This window comes from Paenibacillus sp. EB106-06-01-XG199 (assembly GCF_058791575.1).
Window position 1 is genome coordinate 140,516 of sequence record NZ_JBYTDQ010000007.1, and the last position, 15,942, is coordinate 156,457.

A 15,942-nucleotide genomic window follows, 5' to 3' on the forward strand; every position below is an offset into this window, starting at 1 on the left:
AAAACCCGCCAGCAGGCGGGTTCAAGTCGTATCAAAGGGTTCTAAAGTGTTCCGTTTTCTGCTCCGCTACCTCCATCCGCAGCTCCCCGCCTTCCGGGTCATCGTCCACTTGAATAATTACCGCACCGCTCTTGCCATTGCGTGCCCAGCCCCGCCGTCCTTCCTTAAGCTGCTCCAGACTGATTTCGGAGAGTCCTTCCACCGATCGGGTGAAGAAAAACGGATAACAGAGCGCGAAGCGCAGCATCTCCCTGCGGGGCGTAAATTCACGGACTTCATAAGACCAGCCTATCCGCAATATCCCTGCTCCTCCGGCGGCCTGCACGTTGATTTGCGAATATTGCCCTCCTCTGTACCCGAAGCTGTGCCCGTCATCTTCATACAGGGTAAAGGCAGCCGAGAATCCTTCCTTGGCTTCCGCACCGTACAGGTGAAACACTACCGTTTCCTCTGTTTCTTCGAGTGCGTATTGTTTGAGCGGACCTTCGGCGACAAAACTTCCGGCCTTCACATACATCGGCATAATGTTTAGCGGTGCATCGGCGAGGATATGGCGTCCGCCCTCATGAACTTCACCATCCCAATAATCCAGCCAGCACCCTTCAGGCAGATACACCGAGCGATGCTCCGTATCCGGGCGGTAGACAGGGGCGATCAGCACATTTTCCCCGAGCAAAAATTGATCGCACAGGTTGGTCACATAGGGGTCGCGCGGATACTCCAGAATCAGCGGCCGGATCACAGGAAGCCCACAGGTTTCCGCCTCATGAAAAAGGTTGTAGATATGAGGCATCCAGCGGTAGCGCAGGCCGATGAATTCGCGGAGAATCCCTTCGACCTCCTCACCGAACGACCATGGCTCCTGGCGCAGGGTACCGATGGAGGAATGGTTGCGGCAATAGGGGAAGAAAACACCCATCTGTGTCCAGCGCACCAGAAGCTGTGCGGAGGTATGGTGGGCGAAGCCGCCGATATCCGGCCCGGAGAAGGCCAGCCCCGAGAGTCCCATATTGAGCACCATAGGTATCGCCATCGCCATATGCTCCCAGAAGCTGCGGTTATCCCCCGTCCATACCGCGGCGTAACGCTGTATCCCGGCATAACCGGCCCGGGTCAGCACAAAGGGGCGCTCTCCCCCCATATGCTCCGCCAAGCCTTCATAGGTTGCCTTGGACATCATCATCCCATACAGGTTATGGTATTCCTCATGTGTGATCGGATGCCCGTTGTTGAAATGCATCACATCCAGATCCATCGTTTTGCTCTCATTAAACACCGCCGGCTCGTTCATATCATTCCAGATTCCGTCAATGCCGAGGTCGGTATAGTATTTATGCAGATCGCCCCACCATTCAGCCGTCCGGCTGTCGCTGAAATCAGGGAAGGCACTGATGCCCGGCCACACCTCGCCGAAGAATATATCGCCTTCCAGCCTGCGGCAGAAATGCTTTTCGAGAACCCCCTGCTTGTACACCTCGTAATTGGGGTCTTTCTTGACGCCGGGATCAACAATCGGTACGATCCGCACACCGAGCTCCTTCAGCTCCGATATCATCTTTTCCGGCTCGGGAAAGTTAACAGGATCAAAGGTGAAGACACGGTATTCATCCATATAATGAATATCCAGATAAATGACGTCGCAGGGAATCTTCTTCTCACGGAAGGTCCGGGCGAGCTGCAGCACCTCCTGCTGGTTCATATAGCTATAACGCGACTGGTGATAGCCGATCGCCCATTTAGGCGGAAGCGCAATCCGTCCGGACAGCGAAGTGTATCTTGTTACAACATCCTTCATTTCGGGACCATTGATAAAGTAGATATCATAAGCTCCAGTGGAGCAGCCGATCGTAAAAGCAACCCCATGGGACCGCATATCAAAATCGCTCCGGCCCGTATTGTCGAGAAATAATCCGTAGGAGAGGTCGCCATGCATATGAATAATCAGTGGAATGGACTCATACAGGGCTTCTATCTCCGGCAAATGTGGCGCAAATACATCGGTGTTCCAGTTCGTATAACGCTCCCCGCGTTTGTCTAGAAAGCTGGATTTCTCCCCCAGCCCGTAAAAATGCGAATCCGGCTGCATATCATACTCGGCATGACTGGCCCCGCGCGGATTCCAGCTTGTCAGGTTCTGCTGCATGATGACCTTGCCCTCAATATTTTCCACACGGAGAAGAAAAGAGGTTTTCTCAAGGATCAGCCGAATCGCGCTGGTAGTGAAGATCAGTGCATCCTCTGTCTCCTCCACCGGGAACAAATGCGGCACACAGCTCTCCGCCAGCACTGCCGCAGATGTTGTCAGATCCGGAACGCTGCTGCGAAACACCTTCATCCGGAACATTTCATCATTCAAAAAGACAAATACAATCCCGCCGCGCTCCCCGCGGACGATATAAATATTCTCTGAACGTTCCCAGGATTCAATGCTCCCAGGGGTATTCCAGGTTTCCTTCATAACAAGTGGACCCATTTTTTCGGGACGTATTGCTTCGCTGCTCTCCATCGCCTCTTATCCCCCTCCGGCTGTTGCCGCCTTGTTAGAATTTCCTATTCTACTTCTATTACCCCGCTTGTGCGGACGGCTATCCGCAGCTTTATGACCTGCAGGTCATTTTTTTGGGTAATATAGTCTTAACCGCTGATAAAGCGGGTATATTCTATGTAGACTCAGACTTCACCGTTATACAATTTACTTAAGTATCCTACCTATTTCACACCGGCCGGTTATGCTTTTTCCATCTGGTCGCTGATCTATCTCCTGCTCGCCGGTTTTATCGTATATCAATTCCGCGGGAGCACCGGGTCACGGGATTCGGTTAACTCTTTGGGCATTTGGTTTGTGCTGAGCTGCGTCTTTAATATGGGCTGGCTGTTCCTCTGGCATTATCTTTACATCGAGCTGTCGCTGGTTGTCATGGTGCTCATGCTGATTACACTAATCGTCATCTATCGTAAAACCCGCAGCGTCACCGATCCGGCTGCAGGGGAAAAATGGCTGATCAAGCTGCCCTTCAGTATTTATCTCGGCTGGATCTCGGTTGCCACAATTGTAAATGTCAGTGTCGTGCTGGAGAAGAACAACTGGGACGGATTCGGACTCAGTGCTCCCGCCTGGGCAGTTATCATGCTCTGCGTAGGCGTACTGCTTGCTGTAATGGTCAGTTTCCCTCACCGGGACAGCATTTATCCACTGGTCTTCGTCTGGGCGTTTATCGCGATTGCCCTTGAGCACAGAGACACCGGAAATGTATTCGTGACCGCTTCAGCGGCGGCAGGACTCCTGCTGCTCTACAGCATTTGGCTGACGTTTACTTTGCGCCGCCGGAGCAGATATTGACGTGTGGTTCCCGGAGTTTCAACAACAGACTGTTTACAGCCCATTCACTGGTCAAAAAAAAACCCGTTGCCTGCTCGTACCGGCAACGGGTTGTTAAATTCATTTGATTTCGTTCAGTTAGCTATCGTAATTAACAACTATAAGGCCCATTATTTCTTGCGCGCTACCGCTTCAATCTCCACAAGACCATCCTTCGGCAGTCGGGCAACTTCAACCGCACTGCGGGCAGGATAAGGTTCTGTAAAGAAACTGCTGTACACTTCATTCACAGCTGCAAAGTCATTCATATCCTTGAGATACACGGTCGTCTTCACAACATGATCCAGCGTTGCGCCGGCCTCTTCCAGAATGGCCTGAACGTTGCTTAGCGACTGGCGTGCCTGCTCCTGTACACTTTCCGCAAGTTCTCCTGTTTCCGGATTCAGACCCAGCTGTCCTGAAGTATATACCCAGTTTCCGGCTACAATCGCCTGACTATATGGCCCGATGGCTCCTGGGGCTTTGGTTGTAGCAACCTGTTTTTTACTCATGATACGCTCCTCCTGTGGGTACACGACATTAATGTCATGATGTACATATGAATTTATGTCCCATTGTACGTGCTGCACTCTGTTTAATGCAAACTTTCCCTTCTAGCGGCGACCAATAACATGTATCACATCATTGGGATAAACATGTACGCCGCCTGTGTTGGCAAGTGCAATATTCACCATTGCTTTCGCCACTTTGGCACCGGGGATAGCCCGGTACTTCGCTGCTTTGCCGACCATCGCAAAATCAAGTGCCTTCATCAGCACGGCAGCAGCACGTTCTCCCAGCCTGAATTCCTGACGTTCTCCCAGCAGCAGCGAGGGCCTGAACAGGTGCAGGCCATGAAACCCGGCGGCGATTAACCCCTCTTCCGTCCGGCCCTTGGTACGGCTGTAGAAATTGCGGGATTTGGCGCTGGCCCCCATGGAGGAAACCGCCAGAAACTGCCTCACACCGCATTCTTTGGCAAGTGCAGCGGCCGCAAGCGGATACTGCAAATCCACACGTTCAAATTGCTCCTGTGAGCCTGCTTTTTTAATCGTGGTGCCCAGGCAGCAGAAGACAGCATAGGCTCCGCTGAATTGTTCCTTATATTGCCCAAGCTTTTCCCAGTCAATACTGGTTTGCTTCAGCTTGGGATGCTGCAGCTCCAGCGGACGGCGGACCAGCACCCGGACCTCATCCCAATCCCCGGTTAGCAGTTCCTCGGTAACTGCCTTGCCTACCAAACCGGTCGCTCCCAGCACTACGGCTATTCTAGTCACGTAATCCCTCCTTTGCTGTGGCACTGCAAATGTATATATGATAAGTCTATTCATCTCTGAGAATACGGCGTCCCAGCAGCAGCGCCAGGGCGATCATCAGCACCCCGACAACGAGCTGCATGCCATAGACCTGCGTCCAGCGGGGCCACTCTGCGATCCATTCGTAAATTCTGCCCCCGATCAACGGCCCGAAAAAAGCAGCCAGACCTGTAAGCGCCGCATACATTGCCATATACATTGGACGTTCCTTTTTCGGCGTATCCCCGATAATGAAGTTAAAGGCCAGCTGGTTGAAGCCGCCTACCCCCATGCCGAATACGATATGGGCCGCAAACAGAACCGGGAGCATCGGGAGAACGGAGAGCATTCCCCACAGCAGCGAGGATGCCGCGATAATCGGCAGCGTCCAGAGCAGCAGGCGCTTATTGCTGTATTTTGCATTCAAATTGCCCCACACGTAAAAGCTGGCCATCATAAAGAGGGTCTGCGACACATTGAGCAGCGACAAGGTCTCATAATTGATATGGAGAAGCTGCAGCATCACATAGGAATAAAGCGGAACCGTAAGGTTCTGCAGCAGCAGCCAGGCGGAAAGAAATAAGGTTGATTTCATAAACAGCGTATCATGTAGCGGTTTCCTGAACATCGGCAGAAAGTCCTTCTCCTCTGATTTCTCAAAAGGCACATCCGGATAGAAGAAGAACACGATGATGTTCGAAATAGAGAATATCCATACCACGATATATAAAATAAGGAAGCCATGCCCGCCGGGATACCGGTCAAGAACAATCCCGCCGCCATACATCACAAGGCTCCCCAAAGCGTTCAGGAAGGTGTTGCGGATGCCAAAATACCGGCCTCTCACACGGGCAGGGACGAGATCGCTGATGACTGAGCTCCACAGCACACCACCCGCCGTGTTAGCAATGAAAGCGATTGTATATAACACTATAAATGCAATAACCCAATGCTCTTTAGGAAATATGAACGGTACAAGTCCCGTTGAACCCCACAGCAGTCTGTGCAAGCCGATAAAAGTTACCATAGCCCACTTGCGGCTTGGCAGCTTCTGAATCAGAAAGGCTACACCGATTTGTGCAACATTGACCAGGGTAGTAAGCGCCAGCACAAAACCAATCTGGCTGGAAGTGGCTCCTAAATATAATAGAAAGCCGGTCAGAAACTGACCTTGCAGCAGCACCTGGAAGATAGTAGACGGTATCCCCTCGAATGTAGCAATCTGCAGATTCTTGCGTTGTACCGAGGCTTTGCGGATACGCTTTGGGCGAATACCGGGCAGCCTGTTTCTCATGATGTTCATGGGGGGTATTAACACTCCTTAGATGCGGCGTTTGCTTCATTCTACTCCGCATCATCGTCCTGTCAATACACCAAAATCACAAATTAAATTGGAGCAGAAATCCACCGCAGCGCGGAGCCTTACAAGGGCAAATAAAGGGAGAATTGACTGCCCTTATCCTCCTGGCTCTGTAAAGTGATGAATCCGCCAAGCAGCCTGGCCAGATCATTGCTGATGGACAGTCCCAGCCCTGTTCCGCCATATTTTCGTCCAATGGTCTGATCTGCCTGCTGAAAGGCTTCGAAGATGATATCATGCTTCTCCGCGGCTATTCCGATGCCGCTGTCTTCCACATCAAAAACAATCCAGCGCCGTTCGAGCGCCCCCTCCTTACGCTCCAGTGTACGGATGTTTAAGGAGACATGCCCTGACACTGTGAACTTAATGGCATTGGAGAGCAGGTTACGGAGAATCTGCTGCACCCGCTGGGGGTCTGAATGAATGACCAGAGGCACGTCATCATGCAGTGCGATGTTGAACTCCAGCCCCTTTTGTCTGGCTGATACACTAAACTGCATAGCCAGCAGTTCAGGAATTTCACTGACATTCAAATCTTCCTTAAGAATATCAAGCTTGCCTGCCTCTACCTTCGACATGTCCAGAATATCATTGATCAGCGTCAGCAAATCCTCCCCCGAACGGTGAACGATCCCGGCATATTCGGCCATTTCCTCCGGAGTCAGCGATGCCTCATTTTCTTCTATTAATTGCGAAAGATTAATGATACTGTTCAGCGGTGTTCTAAGCTCATGCGACATATTAGCCAGAAACTCAGACTTGTACTGGGAGGCCATCATCAGCTGCTCAGCTCTCTTCTCCAATACGATCTTATTCTTATGCAGCTCCTCCGTCTGGGCAGAGAGCAGCTCATTCGCTCTGACAACCTGTCCGTTACGCATCAGCTCTAATTGGAAGTCACGGATAATTAGCGCGAAAAGTATGCTTAGACCCAGCCCGGCGGGCAACGTAACCGGCATGATATCCGTTATGTATTCCCGGGCAGGTATAACTCCAAAAATGGTGATATTGATTACGTTCATTAGGTTAACTACGATAATAGTGACTAACCCTTTGTTCATCATGGAAGTAGTGGTACGCCGTATCCAGAAGCCCAGGCCCGCGCAGACGAAACCCAGGATAGATAAATTCAGCACTCCTACCACTGCTGCTTCATTAATGCCGAAGGTTAACCTCGTGAGCCCGGTTCCTACACCAATAATAATAAGGATGAAGGGATGCGGGTAAGCCAGAGTAGAAATAATGAGCGGCACAAAACGCAAATCAAAGATAACGTGCTCTTCCAGTCTGTACCCGAAGAAGGAACTGATCCAGCCGGCAAAGATAGCCAGCAGCACCCAACTAACCTTTTTAACCCGTTCCGGAGCATATGTAATTGTGTGTTTGTATATTAAATTCGCCAGATAAGCCAATGTTATGAGAAGGGCTGTGTTCATAAAAAATATTTTCAAATACTCCATAGCTTCACTCCTACATCATTTACGTAATAGCAAACATCTTATCTATACTATCACAGTGGTGGATTGAATTCATGAAACTACAGCTCTATTACTGTATATCCGGACAGTGCGCACAAGCTAGTTTCTTACAATTAAAGAAGACCGCAAATGAACAGGAGCGCAAATCAAATGCGATTTGCGCTCCTGTCTTCCAGCTCTATAGTAGGCTCTTCCAGGTCATATTCGGGCTTGTGTCCACATCTCTGCATCCGGATTTGTCCATAAGACACCGCCTCTTCATGAATATGGACTACCCTTTCATGAGGCCTGATTGTCTGCTAGCTGCGGAACGACTTCTCCCAGCTGTTATATTCCGCCTCTGCGGCATCCTTGGTATGTCCGTAACGTTCCTGCAATTTACCGACCAATTTATCCTTCTCTCCGTCAATTACGTCAAGATCATCGTCAGTAAGCTTGCCCCATTGCTTTTTGGCTTCACCTTTAAGCTGCAGCCATTTTCCTTTAACCACATTGTTATCCATTACATGTCATCTCCTTAGCCTTATTTAGGTATCATTTAGAAGCTCATGTCTAGTAAATACTTAACCGTGCTCCCCGGATATGAATCTGGACAGTCTGCGGAATGAAGTCGTATTTTGTCACATAATAGTCTTTTAAAATAGGTATCAATATATTATTAAAATTGATATAATCCAGATGTAAATTAATTTTTTGCTCATTAAGTGATTATTTTCACATGATTTTCCCTTCCCTTGTGCTAAAATGCCATCGAAGTAGAAACAAGATGTCTAAATTTTTTTATAATGCTGACCGATATATGTCAAGGTAATGCTACAATTAGGGTCTAAAGCCTTGGGTACACGTGACATATGTCATTTATAAAGTGATTTTTGTCACTTCCAACGACTATTAAAATGTTTTACATTTTAATATATATATTTTAAACTATTTTTGGAGGTCATATCAAATGAAAAAAGCTTCTGTAATCTTGTCGAGCGCTCTTGTACTCGGTACTCTGCTCGCAGGTTGTGGCAACAACAATGATGCTAACAACGCTGCACCAACTAATGCTCCTGTAGAATCTACTGCACCAGCTACCAACTCCGGCAGCAACACTGCTGGAACAGAGACTGGAAAATACAAGGACGGTACTTACTTCGGAACTATTGAAGCTGATGCAGAAACCGGCTGGCAAACTTACGCCCTGTTGACTGTAGAAGGCGGAAAAATCACCAAAGCGGATTGGAATGCTTTTAACGTTAAAAATGCAGGCGATCTGAAGAAAAAAGTTTCTGAAGATGGTAAATATGGTTTGGTTGAAAAGGGCGGCGCTCAATCCGAATGGCATGAACAAGCAGTTAAAGCCGAAGCTTACCTGATCGAAAAACAAGATCCTGCAGCAATCACTGTTGATGCTGAAGGACATACAGATGCAATCTCCGGTGTATCCGTACATGTAAATGACTTTGTCGCTGCTGCTCAAGCTGCACTTGCTGCCGGTCCTGCCGAAGCTGGTGCTTACAAAGATGGCGGATATCATGCAGAAGGCGAAATGGATAAAGAATCCGGCTGGAAATCCACAGTTGACCTGACTGTTGCAAACGGAAATGTTGTTGCTGTTAAATTCAGCGGTTTGAATGCTGCTGGCGACGATAAGAAACAATTCTCTGTAGACGGCAAATACGGCATGAAAGCCGGCGGTGCTTCTGCTGAATGGCATGAAGAAATCGCATTGGCTGAAAAGTATTTCCTTGAAAACAAAGGTGCTGCTCCTACTTTGGATGCCGAAGGTAAAACAGATGCCATTTCCGGCGTATCCATCCACGTAGGCGAATACTTTACACTGGCAGAAAAAGCACTCGAAGGCGCGAAATAATAATTCGCACTCCTCTTGCAGCTAATCAGACGAATGAGGTGAGTTTCTCTTGAAGAAAATAGTCATTTTGGGCGGCGGCTACGGCGGCGTACTCACGGCTAAGAAACTGGCAAAGAAATTTAAGAACGACAAAGATGTAGAAATTAAACTGATCGACCGGAATCCCTATCACACTCTATTGACTGAGCTGCATGAGGTTTCAGCGAACCGCGCGCCCGAGGATTCAATTAAGATTGATCTGAAGAAAATCTTTGCAGGTCTTAAAGTAGATGTAGTTCTTGATGAGATCAGCAACATTGATTTCAAGAACAAGAAGCTTAAATCCGACAAAGCTACCTATGCTTATGATTACCTGGTAATCGGCACAGGCAGCAAACCTACTTTCTTCGGGATACCGGGAGCTGAAGAGAATACCTTCTCCTTCTGGTCCTATGACGACGCGGTTGCGCTCAAACGTCAAATCCGCGACATGTATACCAAAGCGGCTCAAGAAAAAAATGCGGCTGTACGCCGTTCCATGCTGACCTTCGTTATTATCGGCGCCGGCTTTACGGGTGTCGAGCTGGTTGGGGAAATGGCCGAACAACGCGAAGAATTGTGCAAAGAGTTCTACATCGACCCATCTGAAGTGCGGCTGATTGTAGCCGATATGGCTCCTAAGATCCTGCCTATCCTGCCGGATAAGCTGATACAGAAAGCAGAAGCCCGCCTTCGCAAGATGAATGTAGAAATCGTTACAGGCGCCAAGATCACCGAGGTAGGCAAAGGCAGTGTAGCTCTCGGTGAGAAAAACATCGTGGATGCACAGACCATCGTCTGGACAGCAGGTGTTGAAGGCTCGGAAATCGTTGGCAACCTTGAAGTTCAGCAACAAGGACGCAAGCGGATTGTAACGAATGAAAACCTTGAAAGTGTAGACCACAAGAACGTATACGTTGTAGGGGATAACATCTTCTTCATCCCTGAAGGCGAAACACGTCCTGTACCGCAAATGGTTGAGAACGCCGAACAAGCAGCTCCAGTCATTGCCGGCAACATTACCGCCGACATCAAAGGAACTGCCAAGAAGGCTTACAAACCAGGTTTCCACGGTACAATGGTTTCCATAGGCAGCCGCTACGGTGTGGCCAACGTCGGCCTCCCAGGCAAGCTGTTTATGCTTACCGGCTTTATGGCTATGCTCTCCAAACACTTTATCAATATGTTCTACCTGTCCCAGGTTGTTGGTTTCAACAAAGTCTGGACTTATATGATGCATGAGTTCTTCCATGTGGAAAACCGCAAGAGCTTCCTCGGCGGCCACTTCTCCAAACGTTCGCCGAACTTCTGGCTCGTTCCGCTCCGCATGCTTCTCGGGGGCATGTGGCTGTATGAAGGTATCGACAAGATGAAGAAGATATGGGAAGATCCGGATAAGATTTTCTTGATCCCTGCAGCACCATTCGCTACAGATGCCGCATCATCGGCCAGCGTTGCCGTTGATGCTGTAAAAGATACAGTAGATGCACAGTCAGCTGCTTCTGCAGTTACGACAGCCAAAGAAGCGGTTGAAGCTTTGCCGGTTCCAGGCTTCGTATATGATATTACGAACTGGTTCATGGATCTAATGTTCTACAACAATGACGGAACTTATACGTTCCTGGCTAAATGGTTCCAAATCGGTATGGTTTGTGCCGAAATCGTCTTTGGTATTATGCTTATCGTAGGTCTGTTCACAGCAATTGCTTCGATCGCTACCATCGGTATGGCCGTCATGATCTGGTCTACGAAGATGGCGTCGACGGAAATGCTCTGGTATGTTGGTGCGGCAATCGCCACAATCGGCGGATCCGGCAGCATCTTCGGTCTGGATTACTACGTTCTTCCTTGGCTCAAAAAACAGTGGAAAAGGATACCGCTCGTCCGGCGATGGTATCTGTATACCGACTGACGTTAGGCAGGAATGAAATACCGCTGCAGTTGAATATGATGTTCATAAGAGTAATGTGTCCCTAGGACACATTACTCTCCTTATTTACACAGGTGAAAGTATCTTTCACGTCCTAATTTGTATTTCCAGCAAGCAGGCAATGATTCAAGCAAACGCCTGTCTTTGTTTTAAACAATGGTTTTGTAGGGATAATCAAGGCTATGGTTTCTTCCGGCAAAACCGACAAGAAGGAGAGAATATGGTGAACAAACAACTCATTGAAGATACCTTCCGGCTATTGCAGACTGAAATGTCACCGATTGCCGGAATTCAATTGCATCTCTCTCCGGCAGAATGTGAGCAGCTGCTCCCGGTACTGGACCGCCATGATCTGGAATATAACCGCAAAGTCCATTTGCTAGGTATTTACACGATTCTTACCATGGCGGCAAGGCGCCATATGGAATGTGTCCCACATCATCCCGACCTGACCCGCAACATTTTGGATGGAGACTACTTATACAGCTTCTACCTTCAGTTTGCGGTGAAATGCCGCGAGCTGGATCTGGTTGCATATTTGGCTCCCTCAATCAAAAAAATGCAGATACGGCGTGCAAATGGAGACTTCACGGATCAAAATCCGGCTGCGGGAATTGAAGAATTCCTTCTCCAAGAGCAAAGGCAGCAGAACCGCACAAGCAAAGCCATTTGACAGGTGGGAATCTTACTATGAAGCTGCATGAAGCCTTGAATATAGACATTAATGAAATTAACCGCGAAATTGAAAATCTTGTAGCCCGTGACCGGGATGTGCCCAAAAAGTCACAGCTGGCCCAGAGTATTCTTGAGCTGATCGGCTCAGGCGGGAAACGCCTGCGTCCGCTGATGGTCATTGTGGGCAGCCGGTTCGGACGCAAGTCCCCAGGCCGCAGAGCGCTGCAATTATCCGCTGCTGCCGAGTTTATTCACGCGGCCTCTTTAATTCATGATGATATCATTGACGATGCAGAGCTTCGGCGGGGCGGGGCAGCGCTTCATACCAAAACCGGTGTATTATCCGCTGTGCATATCGGAAACTATATGTCCGCCCGCGTCATTGAGCTCTTAAGCAAATACACAGGTGACAAAAACCGCTACGTCCATGATCTATCCTCCGTAGCCACCGCTCAATTATGCCTGGGTGAATACCAGCAAATGGAGCATGCCTACGATTATGAGCTGACGTTTGAGCAGTACCTGGAGAAATCGCGCAATAAAACAGCGCTGCTGATGGCTACCTGCCTCAGGGTAGGCGCACTGTCCGCTGAAAGCACTGAAGAAGTGGCGAATCTTCTCTATGCCTTCGGTGAAGCGCTCGGAATGTCGTTCCAGATCCAGGATGATCTCTTAGACTTCACCCAATCTGCCGAGGTGCTTGGTAAACCGGCCGGAAGCGACCTGCGCAACGGTCAGGTAACCCTGCCCACCCTCTTTGCACTGCAGGACCCGGAGCTGGCCCCTCTCATCCGCAGGATCGGCCCCGGCTCATCCGGGAAGGAAGTCGCCGAGGTACTGGAGCTGATCAACCGCAGCGATGCCTTGTCCCGCACAGAGGACGTCAGCCAGAATTACCTGGATCAAGCCTCAGCCATAGTGCAGCAACTTTCCGGTTATCCGGCTAATGCCGACCTGGAGACGCTGCTGCAGTATTTTGCGGGACGTGACCGCTGAACTCCGGTTTAGAGATCCAATGGATGCTGAATAGAGCAAGCCAATTCCCTAAATACTATGTCCACATACAAAAGAGAGCCTCACAGCGGGCTCTCTTTTGTATGTATTCAACTGTCATGCTATTCTTCTTGGTGCTGTGATTAACTATCGGACTCCAGCGAAGTTATTTCGAGAATTAACTCAATATCCGCGCTCTATCGGACCGTAGTGCAGTTACTTTGCATTTTCGAAGCCCATCTTGCTGCTTTCTGCAGGAATAAGGTCTCTCCAGTCCGCGTGCAAAGGAAATGAGCTAAGATCAGGTGAATAGCGTCTCCCTAGTCCGAAACAGGAGTAAAGGAAAGCTGTCTGCTTTGAATCCTTCTTGCCCACGCAAAAAAAGCGCGTCAGCCTAAGCTTTCCGCGCTCTTCTGCCACCCCCCCGCTGGGTAGGCATGTTGTCTTTTTTGAAGTTAACTGCCGGAAAGGTTAGGACGGAACGGAGCGGAATTTTGGAACTGGAGAAGCGTCAGCGTTCGCCTTTAACCTCGGATTCCTACCGCGATAAGTGGTTCCAATCAGGGAATCCGAGGTTAACAGCGATCGGAAGTCCAAATATTCCGCGTAGTGCAGCTCCTAACCGCCCCACCACCTAGTTAACGTAAAAATAATCAATCAGCGTACACAGCAATATCACCATACTGATCACCTGATTCAAATTATAAGAAGCCACCTTCATCAGCTTCCGGTTCGACGGCTTGATGATCTTATGCTCTGCCATCAGAAGCAGCGTGGCAATACCGATGCCCACAAGATACATCCAGCCCAGATCACGCCAGAGATAGAGGAACAGCAGCAGCAGGATCATAATGAAATGCAGGCCTTTGGAGATCCGCAGTGCATTTTCGAGCCCGAAGAAGCTGGGAATCGACCACAACCCGTGCCGCCGGTCAAAGTCGATATCCTGAGTGCCGTAAATGATGTCAAAGCCGGCAATCCAGAGCATCACGACTGTACCAATCACAAACGGCGTAAAAGCGATATTTCCTGTCACGGCGAACCAGGCACCGATCGGTGCCGAGGCAATGACAAAGCCCAGGTACAGATGGCTGAGAAAGGTAAACCGTTTCGTGTAGGAGTAAGTAGAGATCAGGACAATAGCCACTGGCGACAGCAGCAGACAAAGCAAGTTCAGCATACCGGCAGCGACTATAAACAGAGCATAGTTGATGACAATGAACAGGATGACTTCCTTCTCCTCAAGCAGCCGCTGCGGCAGATGGCGGTGCGCCGTGCGCGGGTTCTGTTTGTCAAAGGTGCGGTCCACCAGCCGGTTAAAGGCGTTCGCGCCGTTGCGTGCTCCGATTAAGGCAATAAGCCCCCACAGCATCATATGGCCGGAGGGCCATCCCCCGGCAGCCCATACCATCGAGATGATCGCAAACGGCAGCGAAAAGAGCGTATGCGAGAACATAACCAGTTCGCTGAACATTTTCAGCTTGAGCGCGGTGGTTTTGAAAGCATTCAATATAACCATATCATTCTTCCTTCATCTTCATTTCCCGTGCCGCTGTGAGGCTTGAAGCAGCACTTCATTTAGTGCTTTTATCATACCATCAATATCTTCCGCTGTAACGATCAGCGGCGGTTGAAAGGCGAGAACATTACGGTTCACACCGTTTTTGCCGATCAAATAGCCACGGTCCTTCATCTCTTCCAGCACATCGTCCGTCAGCTCTGCCGCAGGAATGGCGTCGCTGCCTGCCAGCTCCGCCCCCAGCATCAAGCCGGTACCCCGCACATCGGAGATCAGTGCCGGATAACACTCCTGCAGCTGCTGCAGACCGCGCTTCAGCAGCTCCCCAAGCTCTGCCGCCCGCTCCGCCAGCCGTTCACCCTCAATATAATCCAATACGGCCAGTGCCGTAGCCGCTGAGACAGGATTGCCTCCGAAGGTGGAGGCTGAAGGCCGGTTCAACGAGGCGGCAATTTCATCCGTAGTCGCGAAGGCAGCCACCGGAACCCCGTTGCCCAGCGCCTTGGCCATGCTGATGATGTCGGGAACCACACCGAAATGCTCCATGGCGAACATGACTCCGGTGCGGCCGTAGCCGGTCTGAATCTCATCATCAATCAGCAGCACACCGTATTGGTCCAGCAGCGCCTTGACTTCGCGGAAATACCAGGAGACCGGCATAATCATGCCGCCATTGCCCTGAATCGGTTCGACGATCATCGCAGCAATGTGTTCCCCTTTCTCCTGCAGCACATGTTCGAGGTTCTGGAGCGACCGCGCCCCGGCCTCTTCCAGCGTAAGTTCAGGATCATACGGGCGTGCAATGAACGTTACATCCTCATCCAGATACTTGTCGGTTCTCCACATTTGGAGACCAGTGACGCTCATCGTAAGATTAGTCCGTCCGTGCAGCCCGCTTTCCAGGGCAATGAATCCTTTGCGTCTGGTATGCATTCGGGCCAGTAGCAAAGCCCCTTCATTGGCCTCTGAGCCGCTGTTGACGAAGAAGGTCCGGCGCAAGCTGCCCGGCAGCAGCTGTTCGAGCCGTTCCGCCAAGTCCACACCCGGCTGTGTAAGGTAGACCGTGGATGTGTGCTGGAGCTGCTGAAGCTGCTCGATCGTGCGGGCTGTAATCGCCGGGTTGCAGTGCCCACAGGCCACGACAGATACCCCGGCGAAAAAGTCCGTATATTGCTTGCCGTTCTCATCATAGACAAACTGCATGCTTCCGCGCACCAATTGCGGCGCATCACGGTAAAAGTGTGCGGTGCAGGGATAGAAATACTGCTTTCTTTTAGCGGCTACCCCATCTCTTCCAATGAATTGCTGTTGTTCCATCTATGGTCCCTCCCCTTCTGCTGCTCATCTATAACTCTCTTAATATGGAAAATAAATCAGTGCAATAGTTTGTGAAAAAAATAACTTATCACTCTAGCATATACTGTTAAAATTGCTATCCAGAAACACTTAAAAATTCAA

The 15,942-nt window shown here is 49.9% G+C and carries 12 protein-coding genes and 1 pseudogene; 5 read left to right on the forward strand and 8 right to left on the reverse strand.

All coding sequences use genetic code 11. From position 1 onward, the window contains the following. Positions 1-31: 31 nt before the first annotated feature. Positions 32-2,506 carry a glycoside hydrolase family 31 protein gene (locus AC3WT9_RS23940; RefSeq protein WP_341377167.1) on the reverse strand — a complete coding sequence of 825 codons (2,475 nt, stop codon included), beginning with the start codon at positions 2,504-2,506 and terminating at the stop codon, positions 32-34. A gap of 177 nt (positions 2,507-2,683) precedes the next feature. On the opposite strand from AC3WT9_RS23940, the pseudogene AC3WT9_RS23945 reads away from it, so the two are divergent. After that, a pseudogene (locus AC3WT9_RS23945) lies at positions 2,684-3,340 on the forward strand (TspO/MBR family protein); the annotation flags it as partial. A 149-nt stretch (positions 3,341-3,489) separates the two neighbouring features. On the opposite strand, the gene AC3WT9_RS23950 reads toward AC3WT9_RS23945, so the two are convergent. The 5 genes from AC3WT9_RS23950 to AC3WT9_RS23970 form a co-directional block, all read right to left on the reverse strand. Continuing rightward, positions 3,490-3,870: a RidA family protein gene (locus AC3WT9_RS23950; RefSeq protein ID WP_341089512.1), complete on the reverse strand. Its 381-nt coding sequence runs from the start codon at positions 3,868-3,870 to the stop codon at positions 3,490-3,492. 102 nt (positions 3,871-3,972) lie between these two features. Beyond that, entirely contained in the window at positions 3,973-4,635 is a 663-nt protein-coding gene (locus AC3WT9_RS23955) for an oxidoreductase (protein ID WP_492407981.1), read from the reverse strand. A 46-nt stretch (positions 4,636-4,681) separates the two neighbouring features. Continuing rightward, positions 4,682-5,956: an MFS transporter gene (locus AC3WT9_RS23960; RefSeq protein ID WP_342480999.1), complete on the reverse strand. Its 1,275-nt coding sequence runs from the start codon at positions 5,954-5,956 to the stop codon at positions 4,682-4,684. A gap of 119 nt (positions 5,957-6,075) precedes the next feature. Then, positions 6,076-7,473, reverse strand: coding sequence for an ATP-binding protein (locus tag AC3WT9_RS23965; protein ID WP_341377165.1), 1,398 nt, complete (start codon positions 7,471-7,473; stop codon positions 6,076-6,078). Positions 7,474-7,790: 317 nt separating this feature from the next. Then, a complete protein-coding gene (locus tag AC3WT9_RS23970; protein WP_038585347.1) occupies positions 7,791-7,994 on the reverse strand; it encodes a CsbD family protein in 204 nt (67 codons plus the stop codon). A gap of 446 nt (positions 7,995-8,440) precedes the next feature. On the opposite strand from AC3WT9_RS23970, the gene AC3WT9_RS23975 reads away from it, so the two are divergent. The 4 genes from AC3WT9_RS23975 (at position 8,441) to AC3WT9_RS23990 (ending at position 12,968) form a co-directional block, all read left to right on the forward strand. Then, entirely contained in the window at positions 8,441-9,349 is a 909-nt protein-coding gene (locus AC3WT9_RS23975) for an FMN-binding protein (RefSeq protein ID WP_341089507.1), read from the forward strand. Positions 9,350-9,398: 49 nt separating this feature from the next. After that, positions 9,399-11,279: an FAD-dependent oxidoreductase gene (locus AC3WT9_RS23980; RefSeq protein WP_038585341.1), complete on the forward strand. Its 1,881-nt coding sequence runs from the start codon at positions 9,399-9,401 to the stop codon at positions 11,277-11,279. Positions 11,280-11,517: 238 nt separating this feature from the next. After that, positions 11,518-11,970 carry a hypothetical protein gene (locus tag AC3WT9_RS23985; RefSeq protein WP_341377164.1) on the forward strand — a complete coding sequence of 151 codons (453 nt, stop codon included), beginning with the start codon at positions 11,518-11,520 and terminating at the stop codon, positions 11,968-11,970. Positions 11,971-11,987: 17 nt separating this feature from the next. Continuing rightward, positions 11,988-12,968, forward strand: a complete 981-nt coding sequence (locus AC3WT9_RS23990) for a polyprenyl synthetase family protein (protein WP_341377163.1) — start codon at positions 11,988-11,990, stop codon at positions 12,966-12,968. 631 nt (positions 12,969-13,599) lie between these two features. On the opposite strand, the gene AC3WT9_RS23995 is transcribed toward AC3WT9_RS23990, so the two are convergent. Together AC3WT9_RS23995 and AC3WT9_RS24000 are read right to left on the reverse strand one after the other, a co-directional pair. Beyond that, positions 13,600-14,484 (reverse strand): UbiA-like polyprenyltransferase, encoded by an 885-nt coding sequence (locus tag AC3WT9_RS23995; protein WP_341089504.1) that lies wholly within the window; start codon positions 14,482-14,484, stop codon positions 13,600-13,602. Between the two features lie 18 nt (positions 14,485-14,502). After that, complete coding sequence (locus AC3WT9_RS24000) at positions 14,503-15,801, reverse strand: aspartate aminotransferase family protein (RefSeq protein WP_341089503.1); 1,299 nt, start codon at positions 15,799-15,801, stop codon at positions 14,503-14,505. Positions 15,802-15,942 lie beyond the last annotated feature (141 nt).